The 20174-nt window shown below is 65.0% G+C and carries 13 protein-coding genes and 1 pseudogene; 11 read left to right on the top strand and 3 right to left on the bottom strand.

Annotated features, from left to right (window positions below; translation table 11 throughout):
- Nucleotides 1-166: 166 nt before the first annotated feature.
- Nucleotides 167-415, bottom strand: a pseudogene (locus G9X68_RS31775) (hypothetical protein); the annotation flags it as partial.
- 46 nt (nt 416-461) lie between these two features.
- The gene (locus G9X68_RS03950; RefSeq protein WP_171601351.1) at nt 462-1241 is read right to left on the bottom strand and encodes an SDR family NAD(P)-dependent oxidoreductase; all 780 of its coding nucleotides are present in this window, start codon (nt 1239-1241) and stop codon (nt 462-464) included.
- A gap of 228 nt (nt 1242-1469) precedes the next feature.
- Between G9X68_RS03950 and G9X68_RS32385 the strand changes: the two genes are divergently transcribed.
- On the top strand, nt 1470-1766 hold the full coding sequence (locus G9X68_RS32385) for an immunity protein Imm33 domain-containing protein (protein ID WP_425328639.1): 297 nt from the start codon (nt 1470-1472) through the stop codon (nt 1764-1766).
- Nucleotides 1767-1975: 209 nt separating this feature from the next.
- Here the strand turns inward: G9X68_RS32385 and G9X68_RS03945 are convergent, their stop codons facing one another.
- Entirely contained in the window at nt 1976-2584 is a 609-nt protein-coding gene (locus tag G9X68_RS03945; RefSeq protein WP_075226023.1) for a TetR/AcrR family transcriptional regulator, read from the bottom strand.
- A 111-nt stretch (nt 2585-2695) separates the two neighbouring features.
- On the opposite strand from G9X68_RS03945, the gene G9X68_RS03940 reads away from it, so the two are divergent.
- The 10 genes from G9X68_RS03940 (at nt 2696) to G9X68_RS03895 (ending at nt 20164) form a co-directional block, all read left to right on the top strand.
- Nucleotides 2696-3382 carry a PspA/IM30 family protein gene (locus G9X68_RS03940; RefSeq protein ID WP_171601350.1) on the top strand — a complete coding sequence of 229 codons (687 nt, stop codon included), beginning with the start codon at nt 2696-2698 and terminating at the stop codon, nt 3380-3382.
- A 49-nt stretch (nt 3383-3431) separates the two neighbouring features.
- Nucleotides 3432-3713 carry a YiaA/YiaB family inner membrane protein gene (locus G9X68_RS03935; protein ID WP_003546080.1) on the top strand — a complete coding sequence of 94 codons (282 nt, stop codon included), beginning with the start codon at nt 3432-3434 and terminating at the stop codon, nt 3711-3713.
- A gap of 92 nt (nt 3714-3805) precedes the next feature.
- A complete protein-coding gene (locus G9X68_RS03930) occupies nt 3806-7201 on the top strand; it encodes an acyl-[ACP]--phospholipid O-acyltransferase (RefSeq protein WP_171601349.1) in 3396 nt (1131 codons plus the stop codon).
- Between the two features lie 177 nt (nt 7202-7378).
- Nucleotides 7379-7837 carry a hypothetical protein gene (locus tag G9X68_RS03925; RefSeq protein ID WP_171601348.1) on the top strand — a complete coding sequence of 153 codons (459 nt, stop codon included), beginning with the start codon at nt 7379-7381 and terminating at the stop codon, nt 7835-7837.
- 225 nt (nt 7838-8062) lie between these two features.
- Nucleotides 8063-9127, top strand: coding sequence for a dipeptidase (locus G9X68_RS03920; protein ID WP_171601347.1), 1065 nt, complete (start codon nt 8063-8065; stop codon nt 9125-9127).
- Between the two features lie 324 nt (nt 9128-9451).
- Complete coding sequence (locus tag G9X68_RS03915) at nt 9452-13315, top strand: DUF4132 domain-containing protein (protein ID WP_171601346.1); 3864 nt, start codon at nt 9452-9454, stop codon at nt 13313-13315.
- A gap of 2 nt (nt 13316-13317) precedes the next feature.
- Nucleotides 13318-14409 carry an ATP-binding protein gene (locus G9X68_RS03910; RefSeq protein WP_240602147.1) on the top strand — a complete coding sequence of 364 codons (1092 nt, stop codon included), beginning with the start codon at nt 13318-13320 and terminating at the stop codon, nt 14407-14409.
- Entirely contained in the window at nt 14410-16935 is a 2526-nt protein-coding gene (locus G9X68_RS03905) for a DUF5682 family protein (protein WP_171601344.1), read from the top strand.
- Entirely contained in the window at nt 16932-18089 is a 1158-nt protein-coding gene (locus tag G9X68_RS03900) for a VWA domain-containing protein (protein ID WP_171601343.1), read from the top strand. The genes G9X68_RS03905 and G9X68_RS03900 overlap by 4 nt, the downstream gene beginning before the upstream one ends.
- Nucleotides 18086-20164: a hypothetical protein gene (locus tag G9X68_RS03895; RefSeq protein WP_171601342.1), complete on the top strand. Its 2079-nt coding sequence runs from the start codon at nt 18086-18088 to the stop codon at nt 20162-20164. Before G9X68_RS03900 ends, G9X68_RS03895 begins: the two co-directional genes overlap by 4 nt.
- Nucleotides 20165-20174: the final 10 nt, after the last annotated feature.

Below are 20174 nucleotides of genomic sequence, written 5' to 3'. Positions count from 1 at the left end.
TGCGCAAAATTGCTAAATCGGCACTGTCGCCCGTTATCTAGCCGGAATCCCTTGATTCTCAAAACATCTGAACTTTGTTTGCGTGCCCGCTGTCGCAAATTTTTCCCGACGAGAACATACGTTTTCGGGAGCTGACATCAAACGTAGTGCGCACGGCAACCCCACTTCACCCATCACCTTCTCCGCCCCGCCCAGCTGTAATCGTCTGCACCGGCTCATCCACCTCCCGCGACAACCTCTCTGGCGGCAACCCCAGCGACCCTCCAAGCTGATGCTGACCACGCCATACACCGCGACGAAGAGGGGGCGGGCGCAGATGGCGCGGTCTTCTGGGGGCAAGGTCAGACATGCGGCGCTGCAGTTCGGCCAGCGGTTGGGCGATTACGTGCATCAGGAAGAGGTGCTCGTCGAAATTCTATCGGGGCGCACGGCTGCTCGCGCGTCGCGGCCGCTCCTGCGCCTCACCCGCGCTCTGCGAACAACCGAACCCCAGTCAACTCCACCAGCTTCTCCACCAACGCATCCTGAAACCCGGTATCACCAACCTCCACCGCCGCCTCCCGCTGCTGCCGATGATACCAATACCCGCCGCTGACCTTCGCAGTTCCCGCATCGCTGGCCGCAAGCCACGTCTGCGTCAGATGCCCCATCTCGAGATCATCCGGCGCGCCGGCGCCGCCCATCTTGGTCGGCACCCAGCCGGGGTCCACCGCGTTGCTCAGAACATCCGGCCAATGGCGGGCGACAGCGGCGGCGAGGGTGGCGATGTAGAGCTTGCTTTCGGAATAGGCCTGGCTTGCGTTCCACGGCCGCTTCTTCCAGTCGATATCGTCAAGGGCGCTGCTGCCGCTGCGGTGCATGCCGCTGCTGAGATAGACCAGGCGATCGGGGCGCGCGATCCATGCGGTGAGCAGATAGGGGGCAAGCACATTCACCGCCAGCGTCTTTGCGTGACCATCAGGCGTTTCGCCCCGGCTCCGCTCGAGGTAGATGCCGGCATTGTGGATGACGGCGTCCATGCGGCCGATGGCGTTGACCTGCTCGGCAATCGATCGTGTTTCCGTGGCGCTGGCGAGATCGCCGATGACGAGGCCGAGGGCTGCAGCCGAAATCTCGGCGAGGGCGGCGGCGCGCTCCCGGGAGCGGGCGTGCAGTACGACGTCGTGGCCCTCCTTGATGAGGGTGCGGGCGGCGGCGAGGCCAAGGCCATCGGTGGAACCGGTGATGAAGATGCGGCTCATGCGGTGTCCTTTCGCGGCGGGCGGTGGGCAGAGTGCTTGGGCATGGATGCTCGGGTCAAGCCCGAGCAGGACGGAGATTGAGGTGAGCGATCGGCAAGAGGCGGGACCTCGGCGGTGTATAACTTGCTTCGGCCAGCGTAATCTTTGATAATCGATCGACGGCGATCAACAGGGATACTGGCAAGTGGATCGAGCGCAAGCGATGGTGTGTAGGCGTTATGACGTAGGATATATGCCGCCCGACCGCGACAGCAAGATCGGGATTTCGGACAGTGCCCTCGCCGGTACCAACCCATAAATGGTTTAAGGCATCCGCCTGAGGCCGGGACAAGTGGGTGGTTCATATGGGGAGGACAAGAGTTCTCGACCGCCTCCGATTTTTTCAAGCCCCTTCACATCCACCATCTTCAGGAGCGCTGCAACGCGGTGCTTCCATATCTCGCTCTACCACCGGGATGGCGGTTCTTAATTGTGCCCGATTACGAAGACGTGTGGTACGACAGTTCTCTCCTGATGCTGTCATAAGCGCGACTTTGGGGCGGCTCCGGCTGCCCGGTTGTGTCATCCCGAGGTGAGGATCTGCGGCGGTCAAGTTCGAGCCGACGGCTGCCCCTCATCCTAACCTAGCGGGGTCGAGACACGTGGCTCGACCCAGGCAGAGGTGGCGGCAGCCGGATGAGGGGCTGGTCTCGCCGATCTCCTGAGCCCGGATAAAAACACCACCTCACGCCCCATCACCCCCGCCGCCGCTCCGCCCCCGCCGCGATCGTCTGCACCAGCTCATCCACCTCCCGCGCCAGCCGCTCCAGCGGTAAGCCGACGAAGCGGCCTTCGAGGCTGATGCTGACGACGCCATGCACCGCGCCGAAGAGGGTGCGGGCGCGGATGGCGCGGTCTTCGGGGGGCATGTCGGGCTGCAGTTCGGCCAGCGGTTCGGCGATCACATCCATCAGGAAGAGGTGCTCGTTAAGATGCCATTGCGGCGTCGGGCTCGATTCCGGCGGGAAGTGTTCGAATAGCGCCTTCCAGAGGTTCCGGTGTTCGACGGCGAAGCTTAAATATCCCTGCGCCAGGTTGCGCAGCCGGTCGGTCGGCGGCCGGTCTTTGGTTTCGGGCAGGGTCAGCCTCGCCTCCAGCGCCTTCAGCGTCGCGGAGTTGACATGGATGACGAGCTCGGCGAGGTCTGAAAAGACTGTGTAGAGGCCGCCGAGCGCGCAGCCGGCATCCTGGGTGATGTCACGGGCCCTGAGGTTTGCCAGCCCGTCTTTGGCGATCCGCTCGCGCGCCGCCTCGATCAGCCGGGCCTTCAGGTCTTCGCGTTTTTCTTCTCGTCTGCCGGCCATTCACCATTCCACTTCGATTTTTTGAACGTCGTTCAAAATTTATCTTGAACGACGTTCATGATTCTGGCATAACACCTCTCGTGAACAACGTTCATAAACCGGAGGAAGGAAATGTTCAAACTGATTTCCATATTGTTGCGGGGCAGGGCGCATGATGCCGAACAGGCTTTTGCCGACTGCCACGCCGTGCCGCTGCTTTCCCAGCAGATCCGCGATGCCGCCCAATCGATCCAGTCGGCCCGCCGCAGTGTGGCGGTCGCCATCGCCCAGAACGAACAGGAGAAGGTGCAGCACGGGGCGATCGTCGCCCGCATCGCCGATCTCGAGATCCGCGCCTCGGCCGCCTTGGCGAAGGGCAATGAGGGCCTGGCCCGCGAGGCGGCCGAGGCGATCGCCTATCTCGAAGCCGAGCGTGATGCGTCGGAAAAGGCGCAAGCCCAGTTCACTCAAGCGATCGACAAGCTGAAGGGCATCGTCCGGGCCTCCGAGGCGCGGCTGCAGGAGCTGCAGCGCGGCGAGCGGCTGGCGCGTGCCACGCAGGAGGCGCAGAAGCTCGATGTCGTGGTCGCCGGCCCGGGCTTCGCCACGCTCGACGATGCCGAAGAGACCCTGGCGCGCCTTCGCCTGCGCCAGAGCCAGAATGAGCTGACGGCCGCCGCCCTGAAGGACATGGAAGGCGCCATCCGCCCGGCCGGCATCATCGAAAAGCTTGCCAATGCCGGCTTCGGCGCGCCGCTGCGCTCATCTGCCGATGATGTGCTGGCGCGGCTGAAGAGCCGCATCACGCCTGCCGCTTAAGATCGCATCCATCCACCCATTCATCCATCGAACATCAAGGATTACGACAATGAACGACAGTTTCCAGAAACATTCCGCAAGCTGGGTCAGCTTCTCCTACATCTCCTTCGGCTCGGCCGCCTTCATGCTGGCGCTTGGCCTCTACATGATGCCGCTCGATCTCTGGGGCAAAGGCTATCTCGCCATGGGCATTCTGATGCTGGTGCAGACCACGGTGAATATCACCAAGACGCTGCGCGACAACGCCGAATCCGAGAAGCTGATCCGCAAGGTCGAGGATGCCCGCACCGAGAAACTCCTGGTCAAGTTCAATCGTAACGATGAAGATTGATCTTGGTTAACCACAGCGCAGAGTTGTTATCGCATTCAACTTTTGCGTAACAACTCTGTGGCCTTCTCTGCCAGTCGAAAGAGGGACCCGCCGTGCAACACAATCTGATGACCTCCAGGAAATTCGCGCCGCTGTTCTGGACCCAGTTCCTGACGGCCTTCAACGACAATTTCCTCAAGAACACCCTGGTGTTCCTCATTCTCTTCAAGATGTCGGCGAGTGAAGGCGCCGCCCTGGTGACGCTTGCCGGCGTCATCCTGATCGTGCCCTTCCTGCTGCTCTCCGCACTCGGCGGCGAACTCGCCGACAAGCATGACAAGGCGAAGATCGCCGAACTCTTGAAACGCTGCGAGATCGCGGTTGCCGCCCTTGCCGTCGTCGGTCTCGCCTTCTCCTCCATCTTCGTGCTGATGGCGGCGCTGTTCGGCTTCGGCATCGTCTCGGCCCTGTTCGGGCCGATCAAATACGGCATCCTGCCCGATCACCTCGAACGCCGCGACCTGCCGAAGGCCAATGCCTGGATCGAGGGCGGCACCTTCATCGCCATCCTTTCCGGCACGATCATCGCCGCACTCGCCTTTTCCAGCGGCGATAATGTGCTGCTCTTCGGCACGATGATGATGGGGCTTTCGCTGCTCTGCTGGCTGGCGAGCCGCATGATCCCGCCCACCGGCTCCAAGGCGCCGGATCTGGAAATCGACCGCAATGTCATCCGCTCCAGCTACACCCTCGTCATGGAAATCCGCGCCGATAAACGCCTGTGGCGCTCGGCGCTGATGAATTGCTGGTTCTGGCTGGTCGGCGCCTTCGTGCTCTCCATCCTGCCGACCATGGTGACCGAGCTGCTCGGCGGCTCCGAGCTGGTCGTGCCGGCCTATCTCACCGTCTTTGCCATCGCCGTCGCCGTCGGCTCGGCCATTGCCGCCTGGATGTCGTCAGGCCGCATCGTGCTGCTGCCGGCCCCTGTCGGCACGGCGCTACTTGGCCTCTTCAGCCTCGATCTCGCCTGGAACCTCTGGGGCCTGGCTTCGGTGAGCCATGCAACGACGATCGCCGGCTTCTTCGCCGGTGAGAATACCATCCGCGTCGCCATCGATCTCGCCGGCATGGCGATAGCAGGCGCCTTCATCGCCGTGCCGACCTTCGCCGCCCTGCAGACCTGGGCGCATGAGGACCGCCGCGCCCGCGTCATCGGTGCTGCCAATGTGCTGTCCGCCCTGTTCATCACCGTCGGCCTCGGCCTCGTTGCCGTCGTCCAGGCGCTCGGCGCTTCCATTCCTGAGATCCTGATCGGCCTTGGCATCCTCAATTTTGCCGTCGCCTGGCTGATGCTGAAGACGCTGCCGACCAATCCCTTCCGCGATTTCATCTCGATCCTGTTCCGCGCCTTCATGCGCCTGGAGGTCGAGGGTCTCGAAAATATCAAGAAGGCCGGCCGCGCGCCGATCATCGCGCTCAACCATGTCAGCCTGCTCGATGGCGCCTTGGCGCTTGCCATCACCGAGGAAGAGCCCACCTTTGCCGTCGATTACAAGATCGCCCAGGCCTGGTGGGTGCGGCCCTTCCTGAAGATGTGCAAATTCCTGCCGCTCGACCCGACAAAGCCGATGGCGACGCGTTCGCTGATCAAGGTGGTGCAGGACGGCAACCCGATCGGCATCTTCCCCGAAGGCCGCCTGACGGTGACCGGCACGCTGATGAAGGTCTATGACGGTGCGGCCATGGTCGCCGACAAGACCGGCTCGATGGTCGTGCCGGTGAAGATCGACGGGCTGGAGAAGAGCTATCTCTCCTATCTCGATAACGGCAAGATCCGCCGCCGGCTGTTCCCCAAGGTCAAGGTCACCATTCTCGAGCCGGTGAAGCTGGAAGTGCCGGCCGAGCTGAAGGGCCGCAAGCGCCGCACGGCGGCAGGTGCCGCCCTCTATCAGGTGATGTCGAACCTGCTGTTCCAGACCGCCGATACCTCGTCCACCGTGCTCGATCGCGTCATCCAGGCCGGCCACGAATTCGGCATGAAAAAGCTCGCCGTCGAGGATCCGGTCACCGGCCGGCTGACCTATGGCAAGCTCTTGACGGGGGCTGCCGTGCTCGGCGCGAAGTTCCGCGCCCGCTTCCCGGAACAGAACCTCGGCGTCATGCTGCCGAATGCCAATGGCGCTGCCGCCACCATCCTCGGCGTGATGACGGCGGGCAAAGTGCCGGCCATGCTGAACTTCACCGCGGGTGCCGCCAATATTCTTTCGGCCTGCCAGGCCGCCCAGGTCAAACATGTGCTGACCTCGCGCGCCTTCGTCACCCAGGCGAAGCTTGGTCCCGTGATCGCCGAGATGGAAAAGCAGGTGAAGATCGTCTGGCTCGATGATCTCAGGGCAGAAATCTCGCTCAGGGACAAGATTTTCGGGTTTCTCAGGAAGGCGCGGCCGCTGGTGAAGCGTAAGCCGGACGATCCGGCCGTCATCCTCTTCACCTCGGGCTCCGAAGGCACGCCGAAGGGCGTGGTGCTGACCCACCGCAACATCCTGTCGAACGCCGCCCAGGCCGCCGCCCGCATCGATTTCCACAGCGGCGACAAGGTGTTCAACATCTTACCCGTTTTCCATTCCTTCGGACTGACGGCCGGCACCGTGCTGCCGCTGATTTCGGGCGTGCCGGTCTATTTCTATCCGTCGCCGCTGCATTACCGCATCGTGCCGGAGCTGATCTATGCTTCCAATGCCACGATCATCTTCGGCACCGATACCTTCCTCAACGGCTATTCGAGGACGGCCCATCCTTACGACTTCCGCTCGATCCGCTATATCTTCTCAGGCGCCGAGCCGGTGAAGGCCGCGACCCGCCAGACCTATATGGAAAAATTCGGCCTGCGCATCCTGGAAGGCTACGGCGTCACCGAGACCGCGCCGGTCATTTCCATCAACACGCCGATGTACAATAAGTCGGGTACTGTCGGCAAAATCCTGCCGGGCATGGAATGGAAGCTCGAACCGGTGCCCGGCATCGATGAGGGCGGCAGGCTGCATGTGCGCGGCGCCAATGTCATGGCAGGCTACCTGCGCGCCGAAAAGCCCGGCGTGCTCGAGCCGCTCGTCGACGGCTGGCACGACACCGGCGACATCGTCACCATCGACGAGGACGGCTTCGTCAAGATCCGCGGCCGCGCCAAACGCTTCGCCAAGATCGGCGGCGAAATGATCTCGCTCGCCGCCGTCGAGACGCTGGCCGCCGAGCTCTGGCCCGGCGCCCTCTCGGTCGTCTCCTCGCTGCCCGACGCCAAGAAGGGCGAGCGCCTGGTGCTGCTCACCGACGCCCCCACCGCCACCCGCGCCGAATTCCTCGCCTTCGCCAAATCCAAGGGCGCCATGGACATGATGGTCCCGGCCGAGGTCAATATCGGCAAGGTACCGGTACTCGGCTCCGGCAAGGTGGATTTCGTCGCGGCGCGCAAGCTGGCGGAAACGGCGGCGCAGGGGGAACAGGCGGCGTGAGGGCGTAGGGTTCGGGGTGCGTGTGGCACCCCCCTCTGCCCTGCCGGGCATCTCCCCCACAAGGGGGGAGATTGGCTGGGCTCACGGGCTTCCCCAAACAACGACCCCTTGCATCACTATACCGATAGAGAGGGACGGGGTGTTCGCCTCCTGCTGATCTCCCCCCTTGTGGGGGAGATGCCCGGCAGGGCAGAGGGGGGTGCCAGGCACCGCCACGGCTATTCCGGCAAAAAGCTGATCGATCTTCGCCCTGCTGCGTTGTCGAGCTTCGAAACATCCAGAGGGATTCCAATGACGTTTGGTAGCGATGCGGTGCAGACGGGCTGGAAATGGGCGCTGATCTTGCTCCACCTCTTGCTATGGGCAGCGCTCGCTTTGCAGGCCTACCGGACGGCTGGCGCCTATAAGTTTGCCAGCTGCTGGCAGATCATTCCAATCTATTTCCCACCGCTGAACATGCTGCTCTGGGCAATCGCGATCGCTAGCTTCCTCGTGGTGCTGGCGGCGATTTTTCGTCCCTCGATATGTCGACGTGCGAGCTTCTGGGCAGCCTGCCATGGAATGATCCTGACGGCGGGATTGCTGGTGTGCAATTATTCAGCCTATGCGGCCGCCGGTCAGGTTAGCTGCCTGTAGTCCGGCCTAACCGCTTCCGAGTTGACCTCGGTTCTGACGGGTGAGGGGATATCCTAGGGGATGATGGTGCCGGCCGAGGCCACGATCGAGAAAGTGCCGGTGCTGGGTTCCGGCAGGACAGAGGGGGGTATCCATGCACCGCGGTGACTATTGCGGCAAACTCCTGCATGTTGCCCGCGCATCAGCTTCCCCAGCCATGCAAAATTGATCCCGGAGGAAACCGACATGGCCGAAATCGATGTCTTCGACGGGCACAATGATGCGGTTCAATTCATCGCGGAATACACATCCTCCGGCCGGGACTTTCTGGTGCGGTCGGAAAGCGGGCATCTCGATCTGCCGAGAGCGCGCGAGGGCGGCCTGGTCGGGGGCTTGTTTGCGCTGCATGCGGCGCCGGAGCGCCAGCCGGAAAATGATCTGATCATCACCGACAATGGCTACGAGGTTATCTATGCTGAGACCGTCGATCCGCTCTATGCCCGCCGGCAGATCGAGGCACAGCGCCTGGCGCTCGAAACATTGATCCGCCGCTCCGACGGTCGGATGCGCCTGGCGGTTGATGTCGCTGAGATCGCCGCCGCCAGAGCCGAGGGAGCCTTTGCCGTCGTACTTCATATGGAAGGCGCCGAAGCGGTGGATGGCGAATTCGACTATCTCCATCGGCTGCATGCGGCGGGCCTGCGGTCGCTGGGGCCGGTCTGGAGCCGCCCGAACATGTTCGGCTACGGCGTTCCCTTCGCCTTTCCGAGGTCGCCGGACACGGGTCCCGGGCTGACCGAGATCGGCAAGGAGCTGGTCAGGACCTGCAATGCGCTCGGAATCATGATCGACCTTGCACATCTCAACGAACGGGGTTTCTGGGATGTGGCGGCATTGAGCCAAGCCCCTCTCGTCGCCACCCATGCCTGCGCCCACGCCATCTGCCCCTCCACCCGAAATCTCACCGACAGGCAGCTCGACGCGATCCGCGATAGCGATGGCGTCATCGGCTTCAACCTCTCGGTCAACGACGTCAGAGCCGATGGCCACCTGAAGGACGATACCCCGCTGGAGGCCGTCGCCCGCCATATCGACTATCTCGTCAACCGCGTCGGCGAAGACAGGGTCGCCCTCGGATCGGATTTCGACGGCGCGGTCATCCCCCGCGCGATCAAGGACGCCAGCGGCCTGCCGCATCTGTTCGAAGCAATGCGCAACAGCGGCTTCGACACACAGAGCCTGTCGAAATTCGCTTTCGACAACTGGCTGCGCGTGTTCGCGCTGACCTGGAAGAACAGCCTGTCATCGTGAAGCCAGGACGATTTCGTCGCGGCGAGAAACACCCGTTGGTTGCATTTACTGCCGAAGGTCCGTAAATATCGATCGCTTCCCCGGCGTCGATTCAGCGCCACTGAAAACTGCTTTGATGCTTGAAAACGGCCGGACGCGCGCTAGCTGCAAGCATCGTCATACGACCGTTGATTTGCATGATTAGTTTTTACTCGTTCAATAAATTTCGGATTGCCGCCGATGCTTGATGCCAGCGCGCTGACACTGTTTTCCCATCGCCCCTGGCCGCAGCATCACCCAAAGACATGACCGTGCAGAATTGGCCCTGGTGAGGAGGGATTGACGATGTTCGTAGAGGGTTTGAAGAAGCTTTTCCGTGGCCGTTCGGAAACGGACGACATTCCGGCAGGAAGTGCGTTGACGGCAAGGGACAGGGAGGCGATTACGGCAGACCTCGCCTCCTTCGACGCTGTGGAGAAGGGTCTCGGCAAGGCCCTTGCCCGCTATGTCCTGACAGGCGCCGACGAAGCGAGCGTGCTTCATGTGAGCAATCTGTTGAAGACCACCCAGGGTGATATCCGCACCAGGCTTCACAATGTCTTCATCGCCGTCGCCGACGATTGGAATAACAAGGTCGAGCGTGAGAAGCGCCACAAGGCCAGGGAACGGGTGCTCTTCGAACTCGAAGGTTTCGATCCGGCGGCGCTCTATCGCTATCTCCATCTGCACAGCCAGTTTAATGCGCAAAACCGGGCGTGGCGCTTTCCCGGCAGCGATCAATCGCCACCTTGGCTGCGCACGGCAAGCCTGCTTTTCGACACCTCGGCACCGGAAGGCCGTAATCCCCTCGGTTTTCTCACCGCGCCGCGCATCTTCGAGATGATGAAAGCTGCCGAGCTTGCCCCCTCGGTCGCGCCGCTGATCGACTGCACCTTTTCCGACAAGGACGTGCCCTACGCATATCTGACCCAGCGGATGCTGAAATTGCCGGGCCTTGCCGATGCGATGGCCGCCATGCCTGAGGAAGCGACCAAAACGATCGGGACGCTCGCGGCAGGCGGCCGCGAGGTCATGGTCAGCTTCCTCGGCCAGAACGGCCTGATCGATCGCGACCGGCATTTCTTCGACTTCGCCTTCCAGATGGCGAGCGACGGCGCCAAGACGGTGCGCGAGGCGGCTTCGAATGCGCTGAAGGTGGCCGACGAGGCAAAGGTGCAGGCAAAGGCCGAGGAATTTCTCGCCTCGCGCAAGGCGAACGAACGGTTGGCCGGCGTCAATATTCTGGCCGCCCTGCTGCGCGAACGCTCCCTGCCGATCCTCGACCGGCACGCGGACCAGGAAAAATCCAATACGGTGCTGGCGGCGATCGCAACGATCCGGGCGACCTATGCGGCAGGCTCGGTTGCCGGCGCCGAGGCAGGCGAGGGCGAGGGGGATGGCGAGGCAGGTTATCTTGCCTTCGACGGAAGCTTCGTTGCCGCGCCGCCGCCCGCCGCCAAGGAGGAGCCGCTGCCGGCCGATCTGGAAGAGGCGTTCCGCAAGCTTCTGACGGAAGCCAATGCGGCGGCCCGCATCGATTACGACCAGACGCCGCCCGGCAAAGACTGGAACCAGCGGCCGGCCCGGCCGTTTTCGCCACCCTTCGACCCGGCGATTGCAAAACATATCGTCGCCGCCATGCGGGGTGAACGCCTGAGCGAAGCGCAGCGCCGGGACGTCTGGAAGGCGGTCGACGACAAGAGCACCGATAACTGGAGGCGGCAGACGCGCCAGGTCCAGGGCAATGGGCTGAAGGCCATCTTCTCCCGTGCCGATATCTCCCTTCAGGCGCTGTCGCGGCTGCTTTTCCAGGCGACGGACGGGCGGCATTGGCAGCATATATTGCGTGTCTCGCTGGGGACGACGAATTATTGGATGCGCGGCCCCGACAATGAGATCATCGCCCGCATCAAGGCCGGCGCCGATATCCGCATCCTCGCGGAAATCGCCGCGGAGATGGGCGCGCCTAATGTCGGCGACATGATCGATGCACTCGCCGATAAGGCCTATGTCAATATTTCCGAGATGATCGACGAGCCGGTGCCGGCTAATGTCTGGCCGCTGCTGGCCGAGAACTTTGCCGCGATCGACGCCGCCCTTGCCGGCGACGGCCTGAAGGAGCGCTGGACCGAGGATTTCATTTTCTCCTGGCTCAGGATGTTTCCGCGCCTGCCGCGCCGCTATTTCCCGCTGGTGGCCGACCGCGCCGTGCAAGGCGGCGTGCGCCAGCGCGAGTTTGCCCGTTACCTCCTGCGCGAAGTCGCCGATCTGACGCCGCTGATCACGCCGATGCTGACGGCCGGGCCGGAAACCAAACGGCTTGCCGCCGCCCGCTGGCTGGCGGAACGGCGGGACGGCAATGCGATCGCGCCGCTGCGCGCAGCCCTGGCCAAGGAGAAATCGGTGACGGTCAAGGCGGCGGCCATGTCGGCGCTCGCCGCCTGCGGCGACGATACCTCCGATCTCTTCGCCGAAGAGACGCTGCTGGCCGAGGCCGAAAAGGGGCTGGCCTCGACCAAGGTCGATTATTCCCCGCTTTTCGATGCCGACAACCTGCCCGTGCTGCACTGGGCGGATGGGCGCGAGGTCTCGGCCAAGCTGGTAAAATGGTGGTTTGCCCGGTCGCACAAGCTGAAAATGGCCGGCGGCGATCCGATGATCCACATGGCGCTCGAACGTCTCGACCGCAGGGATGCCGAGCGGCTAGGGGCGGCGGTCGTCTCGGCCTTTATCTCCTACGACACTGAGCGCCCGACCAGCGAAGAGGCCAATGCCTATGCGGCGCAAAATGCCAAGCAACGCTACGACTATACCAAGAAATGGCGCAAGGATTTTACCGAGGAACTGGCCTTTGCCGAACTGCGCCGCGAAAAGCTCGCCATCTATTTAAACAGCGCGCTCGATCATCGCGGCCTGCTGGCGCTTGCCCGTTTTGCGCCGCCGGCCGAATCCACGCTGCTCGTCAAGCGGTACCTGCGCGAACACGGCAAGCGGCCGAACCAGTGCCGGGCGCTGATCGATGCGCTGATGGCAAACCCGGTTCCCCAGGTGCTGCAGCTGGTGCTGATCGCCTCGCAGCGCCACAAGCAGCCGGGTATGCGCAAATATGCCGGCGAGGTGATCACCGCCTTTGCCGAGGCCCGCGGCTGGACGGCGGCCGAGCTCGGCGACCGCACCATGCCCTCTGCCGGCATCGACGAGGACGGCATTCTCGAACTGCCGATCGGCGAGCGCCTTTACCGGGCGCGGCTGGTGGCGGAGCGCGCGAAGAACGGCGCGCAGGAACTGAAGCTTGTCCTTGAAAATCCCGACGGCAAACCGATCGCTTCACTGCCGACCCCGACCGATCCTGAAGAGGCGGAAGAGGCGAAGGAGGGCAAGAAGCTGCTCTCCAGCGCCAAGAAGGAGCTGAAGCAGACAGTGGAGCTGCAGAGCGGCCGTCTCTATGAGGCGATGTGCGCGGCCCGCATCTGGCCGCGCGAGGATTTCGAAACCTTCCTGCTTGGCCACCCGATCGTTGGCCGGCTGCTGCGCCGCCTGGTTCTTGCCGGTCATGACGACAAGGGCAAGATCATCGGAAGCTTCCGGGCACTCGATGACGGCAGCTTCACCAATGCCGAGGACGAACCCGTCGCGCTCGACACTTTCGCCGGCATCTCGATCGCCCACCGCGTCAGCCTCGGCGAGGCGGGCGCCAAGGCCTGGAAGACCCATCTCGACGATTACGAGGTCCAGCCGCTGTTCGAGCAGCTCGACCGGCCGGTGCTTTCCGAGGGCGAACCGAACGCCAAGCACATCGACGACCGCAAGGGCTGGATGATCGACAATCTGACGCTGCGCTCGGCCGCCGAGGCCTTGGGCTATGTCAGAGGGCCGGTCGAGGACGGCGCCGGCTTCTACACCTATGAGAAGGCCTTCGGCGATTGCGGTTTTGCCGCCGTCATCGAATTCACCGGCAGTTATATCGGCGAGAACGAACGTGTGCCGAAGGCGCTGACGGACATGCGCTTTGCGAAAATTCTGCCGGGCGGCCGGGTGATCTATGGCGGCGAGACGACGCTCTCCAAAGTGCCGCCGGTGCTGCTCAGCGAAACATGGAACGACCTGCGCGCCATTGCCGACAAGGGCACCGGCTTCGATAGCGAGTGGCAGAAAAAGGGCGGATGGTAAGCATGGATCAGACAGCACTTCGCCCGGCGACGGAAACCCTGCATGCCGCCGAACTCGCCAAGCTCGATCAGGCCGACAAGGGGCTGCGCCCGCCGGGCTGGCGGCTTTCGGCGCGCGCGGTGCGCTCCTTCGTGCTTGGCGATCCCGCGCTCGGCATCTCGCGCAAATTCTATGGCGACGATGCGCTGGTCGAGCGGGCGATCGTCAGCCTGATGGGCGAGCAGGGACTGCTGCTCGTCGGCGAACCGGGCACGGCGAAATCGATGCTGAGCGAGCTTCTGGCCGCCGCCGTCACCGGCTCGACCCGTCTGGTCGTGCAAGGCTCGGCCGGCACCATGGAAGAACATCTGCGCTATGGCTGGAACTACGCGCTGTTGATCGCCGAAGGCCCGAGCGAAAAGGCGCTGGTGCCATCGCCGGTGCTGCAGGCGATGCGGGGTGGCCTGGTCATGCGCATCGAGGAGCTGACGCGCTGCCCGCCGGAGATCCAAGACGGGCTGATCTCCATCCTGTCGGAAAAGATGATCGCCATTCCCGAACTCGGTGATGGCGCGATCGTCCGCGCCGCACCCGGCTTCAACATTATCGGCACGGCGAACCTTCGCGACCGCGGCGTCAGCGAAATGTCGAGCGCCTTGAAGCGCCGCTTCAATTTCGAGACCGTGCATCCGATCACCGACCCGGCCTTCGAACGGGAGCTGATCGAGCGCCGTCTTGCCGACCGCCTGGCGCCCTCCGGCATCAAGCCCGATATGTCGGAGGCAGCCCTTGGCATTCTCGTCTCCTGCTTCCAGGACTTGCGCGCCGGCCGCACGGCCGAAGGCGTGACGCTGCAGAAGCCGACCGCCGTCATGTCCACCGCCGAAGCGGTCAATGTCGCCCATGCCGCCGCCCTCGAAGCCGCCTATCTTGGCGACGGCAGGGTGACGGGCGCCCATCTCGCCCGCCAGATCGGCGGCATCGTCATGAAGGACGATCCGGAGGACGGCCGCAAGTTCAAGTCCTATGTCGATCACATCGTCAAGGATCGCGCCCGCTCGGGAAGCGACTGGCGCTCCTTCTACGAGGCGGCGCGCGCCTTGAGGCTCGACTGAATGGAGGCGGCAGCGGCAGCGGCAGCGGCGGAACGTCAGGACTTTGCTGCCTACGGGCAGCGGCTGACCTCGGGCGAGGGCGGGTTTTTCTTCTTTCCGATCCGCCACCACAGCCCCGCCTGCGCGCTGCATCTTGCCGCAGCCCTGGCCGAGATCCGGCCGCGCGCCATCGTGCTGGAGATGCCGGCGGATTTTGGGCCCCTGCTGCCGCTGCTCTCGCATCCCGACATTCGGCTGCCGATCGCCATCGTCTCGGTGGCCGACGGGGAAAAGACCTCCGACGAGCGCCTCCCTGTCGGATACTGGCCGTTTTCGGCGACCTCGCCGGAATGGGCGGCACTGCGGCTGGCGGGCGAATTCGGCAGCGCCGTCATTCTGGCCGACCGGGAGAGCAGCGCCCGCCTGGCCGCCGCGCGGTCGGAGAAGAAGGGCGAGGCCGGGGAAGACGGCGAGGAAGCCCCGAGACAGGATGAGGCGGGACAGGACGACACGGCGCCGGCCCTTTTGACCGATGAGGGCCAGCTTGCCTATTCGCATTATGCCGATGGCCTGGTGAAGCGCCTCGGCGTGCGCGATTTCAACGAGGCCTGGGATAGGCTGTTCGAATCCCGCGCCGCCGAAAAGGACTGGCGCGGTTTCTTCCGCGACGTCGGCATTCATTGCGCGCTGTCGCGCCTCGCCACCCCGGCCGAGGAGATCGCCGCCGACGACACGCTGGCCCGCGAGGCCTGCATGCGGGCGGCCATGGCAAAGGCTGAGGCGCTTTCCGGCGACGGGCCGATCGCCGTCATTACCGGCGGATTCCATACGGCTGTGATGATCGATCCGCCAGCCGAGGAGGCGAAGCTGCTCCCGGAGGCGAGGTCAGCTGTTCAGACGAAATCCTATCTGATCCGTTACACCCACGACCATCTCGACCGGATCAACGGCTACGGCGCCGGCATGCCATCGCCGCGCTGGTACGAGCGGCTGCAGCAGCGGATCGCCGAGGGCCATGACGATCCGTTCACCGAGGCGGCGACCGATGTGGTGATCGACCTCACCCAGCGCCTGCGCCGCGACCGGCCGAATTTCACCCCGCCGCTGCCCTCGCTGGCTGCAACCGTCGGCCAGGCGCAGGCGCTGGCCGATCTGCGCGGATTGCAAGGTCCTGGGCGGGCTGAAATTCTCGATGCGGCGCGCTCCTGCCTGCTGAAGGGGGAAGATCCCCGCAGCGGTTCGCCGCTGATGGAGGCGCTGCTCACCGAACTCACCGGCGAAGGCATCGGCGAGGTGCCCAGCGGCGCCGGCGCTCCGCCGCTGGTCGAGGCCGTACGCAGCCGGGCCCGCGCCCTCGGTTTCCGCATCGAGGACGGCACCGAGCGCAACCGCCTGCTCGATATCCATCGCAAGCCCCGGCACCTTGCCGCCAGCCGCTTCCTGCATGTGATGACCTTGCTCGGCACCGGCTTCGGCCGTTGTCTCAGAGGCCCGGATTGGGCAGGCGGCGTTGCCACCGACGTGCTCTTCGAGGAATGGACCTATCGATGGTCGCCGGCCGTCGAAAGCCGGCTGGTGGCGCTGTCGATCGACGGCGATACGGTGGAGCGCGCCGCCGACGCCGTTCTTGCCCGCCGCGTCCAGGCGCTCGGCGAGGAAGGCCAGGCGAAAAACGCCCATGCCGCCCTCCGCCTGCTGATGATCGCAGCCCAGGCGGGGCTGGCCAGATCCTGCGGCGCGCTGATTGCCGCGATCGGTCCGGCCGTTGCCACCGATCCGGATTTCGGACGGGTCGCCGTCTGCCTGTCGATGCTCGATAATCTCCAGCGCGGCCGCAAGGCGCTGGGCTTTGCCGGCATGCCGGGGCCGGATGAACTGCGCCTCATCGCCTATCGCCGGGCGATCGACCTGCTGCCGGACCTCGAAACCGCCAAGGACGAGGACGTACCGCGTTATGTCGATGCGCTGGCAACGCTGAACGAGATCGCCGAAGCCGGCGCGCAGGCCGCAGAAGACGAACAGCCGCTCGATCTCGATCTGCTCGACGAGGGGGTCGCCGCCCTCATCGACGCCGATCTGGCGCCACGGGCGGCAGGCGCGGTCGCCGCGATCGGGCATATGTCGGGCAGGCTGAGTGCGGAGGCGCTGGCCACCCGCGTCATCGGCCCGCTGCAATTCAGCGTCGGCGAACCGCCCACCCGGGTGGAGGCGCTGGTCGGCCTGCTGGCGGTGCAGCCGGCCCTGCTCAAGCGCACGCCGGCGCTTCTGGAAAGGCTGGATCTGGTGCTCGCCGGCTTCGACGAGGCTGATTTCATCGAGGTGCTGCCGGCGTTGCGCCTTGCCTTCACCGCCCTTGCGCCTGACGAAACCGACGCGCTCGCCGCCGTGATCGCGCAAGTGAAGGGCAGCGATCTTGATCTGGCGCCGCGTTTTTCCGGCGGCCTGACGGAGGCCGAGCTGCTCGCCAATGCCCGCCTCAACGCCAGCCTTGCCGAACTGATGCAGGCGGATGGGCTTGGGCTCTGGCTGGAGGAGCAGGCACCATGAGCGACAACAAGCCCGAGGAAAGTCTTCGCCGCTGGCGCCTGGTGCTCGGCCGTTTTGCCGAGCGCCAGCTTTCGAACTGCTGCAGCGGCGCCGATGCCCGCCGCGATGCTGCGCTCGACCGCATCTACGGCGAATCCTACCGCCGGCGCGGCATCCGCACAGGGGGTCCCGAAGGCAACAGGAAGAACCCCAAGGGCGGTGCGGAGCCGCCGCAGATGACGCTGCCGGAATGGTTTGGCGAGATGCGCTCGCTGTTTCCGAAATCGGTGCTGGAGCGGGTCGAAAAGGACGCGCTCGGCCGCTTCGGCATGACCGAGATTCTCGACGACCCGAAGGCGCTCGCCGAGCTCGATCCCGACCCGTCGCTGCTGGCAGCTCTGCTTGCCCATCGCGGCCGCTCCGATCCTGTGATCGCCGGGAAAATCCGCCAGGTCGCCAAGCGCGTCGTCGAGGAGCTGACCAAGAAGCTGCGCCTGCAGACGAGCCGGGCGCTCTCCGGCGCGAGAAGGCGCGGCGAGACCACCGCGCGCCGCTCCAGCGCCCGCGACATCGCCTGGAACCAGACGATCCGCAAGAACCTGAAGAATTGGGACCAGGAGCGGCGTGTGCTGATCGCCGAACATCTGCATTTCCACGCCGCCGCCCGCCGGCACCTGCCCTGGCGGATCGTGCTCTGCATCGACCAGTCGGGCTCGATGGCGACCTCGCTGATCTACAGCGCCGTGATGGCCTCGATCCTTGCGACGCTGCCGGCGGTGACGGTGAAGCTGGTGCTGTTCGACACATCGGTGGTCGACCTCAGCGACGAGGTCGGCGATCCCGTCGACGTGCTGATGTCGGTCCAGCTCGGCGGCGGAACCGATATCGGCAAGGCTGTCGCCTATTGCGAAGCAACGCATATCGCCGAGCCACAGCGGACGATCTTCGTGCTGGTCTCGGATTTCTGCGAAGGCGCGCCGGCCGCCCCGCTGTTTGCGGCGGTGCGGCGGCTTGCCGGCGCCCGGGTGAAGCTGCTCGGGCTTGCCGCACTCGATGAGACTGCCCGGCCGGCCTATGACCGCGATACCGCGGCGCGGCTCGTCGATGCCGGCATGGAGATCGCAGCACTGACGCCGGAGCATTTCGCCGATTGGGTTGCGGGGCATATCAGGTGAAGAAGGGCAAGACGGAGAATTCCCAGCGTTTCGACGCCGCAGCCCTCAGCGACGAGGTGCTGGAGGCAGCCTCCTCCAAAGGCCTGCTGCGCCGCGCCCACCGGGATGTGGAGGCCGGGCTCGTGCGCCTCTCCGGCTGGGATGGCGGAACGGCGTTGGCCGAAGCCGATGGCGAGAGCGTGCGGCTCACCGCCGGTCCGCTCGCCTCAGCACACTGCAGCTGCCCGGCGACCGGCCTTTGCCGGCATATTCTGGCCGGCATTATTTTCATCCGCGAGGCGGAGGAGGTGAGACCGGCCGAGGAGCCAGGCGCAGCCGAGACACGGGCGCCGATCCGCGCGGAGGCCATTCCGGATCCACATGCGGAAGTGCATTCGCTCAAGGAAGACGTCATCATCCGCGCCTTCGGCCGCGCCGCTTATATCCAGGCGCAAACGCTGTTGGCGGCGCTCGAACCGGGTGCGATCAGGATCGAAACGAGCCCGAATGCCGTCCGCATCGTGCTGGGCGCCCATCCACCGGTGCTTTATCCCGCCGGCGGCGGTCCTGCCGGCATGCTCTCCAAGGCGGCGGCGTCGCAACGCGCCGCTTTGCATGCGGCAGCGCTTCTCGCCGTCCGCGGGCCTGGTGAGACGGCCGCCGGTGCCGAGCAAGCGCCGAAAGAGCCAGGCAGGGCCACCTCCGGCACAATCGAAGACGCGGCCGCATTGCTGCGCGATGCCGCGCGTCAGGCGCTCTCGAAGGCGCCTGCCGGTCTTGAAGAGCGGATCGGCGATCTCGTCCTGTCCTCGCGCACCGAAGCGATGCCGCGGCTGGCTGCCGAGCTTCGCACCATCGCCGCGATGATCCGGCGAAGACGCGAGCGGCTGGATGCGGCCGATCCTGCCGAGCTTCTCGTCATGCTGGCGCGCGCCTATGCTTTGACTGAGGCGCTTCGGGCCTCGCCCGATGAACCGTTGCTCACCGGCGCGGCTGCCGAGGCGCCACAGCCGCTGCCGGCGATCGACCTCGTCGGCTGCGGCCTGCGCCTGTGGCAGGCCGACAGCGGCGCGCGCGGGGTGACCGGCTATTATCTCTCCATGGACGGGCGAAGCTTCAGCGCGATGCTGGCGCGCGGGGCCGGCAGCGATCCGGGCTTTGTGCCGCGCCAGGCGGCCACCGCCGAGCCCGTCTTCGGCCGTTCGCTCGCGGCGATCGCCGGCAGCGCCTTCCGCCTCGAGGGCGCCTCCGCAACCGGCGATGGCCGGCTGCAGACCGGCAGCGGCCGCGCCGAGCTTCTCGAGGCCGGCTGGAGCGCGGCGGTGCAGGGGATCGAAGGCGCTGTCATCGATGAGTGGAGACAATGCGGCATCCGTCTTGCGAGTGCCTTCCGGCCGAAGCTCGCGACACCGCCGCGCCGCGCCCTGCCGCTGATCCTGCGCCCAACCGCTTTCGGCTCGCTGCGCTTCGACGGCGTGGCGCAGGTCGGGCGCTGGCCGGTGCGCGACCGCGAGGGGGCCTGGCTGGAACTGGAGATCGAAGGCGACGAACGGTTGGAGACCCATTTCGCGCTGCTTGGCACGATCGGCGACCGTCAGCCGCCGCTGCTCACCGTCCTCGCCGAAGCCCGCGGCGCCGACATCGTGCTCTCGCCGCTTGCTTTCGGAACCGACAGCCTGACCCTCCTCGATCTGCCGCCGGCGCCGGCAACGACGACCGCGCAAAAGCCGAGCTTACTCTCGCGCCTGACCAAAAGCTTGACGCTGCCCGGCGCGCCGGAGCGCAAACCGATGCGCTTCGAAGCGCTGGCCCGCCCGCAGGCCGCCAGCCAGCGGCTGATCTCCACCGCCTTCGACGAAATCCTGGCGCTCGCCGAACTCGGCGGCCGCATGGAGGATCCGGAGCGGATGCAGCGCATGCAACGCCTCGGGCGCACACTCGATGAGGCAGGCCTGGCGCTTCCCGGCAGCCTCGTCGGCCAACTGGCCGCCGCCTCCGGCCAGACACGCGCCGACCGTCTGCTGCGCGCCGCCTACGCTCTCAATCTGCTAGCCCGCATCGATCCGCATTTGCCCTTCGTGCGCCTGCTGCCTTAAGGCTGGGTCG

The organism is Rhizobium changzhiense, from assembly GCF_013087625.1.
GTDB classification, from domain to species: Bacteria; Pseudomonadota; Alphaproteobacteria; order Rhizobiales; family Rhizobiaceae; genus Rhizobium; species Rhizobium sophorae.
The sequence above is the reverse complement of the archived record's forward strand: the minus strand, read 5'-3'. Positions and strand labels throughout refer to the sequence as shown.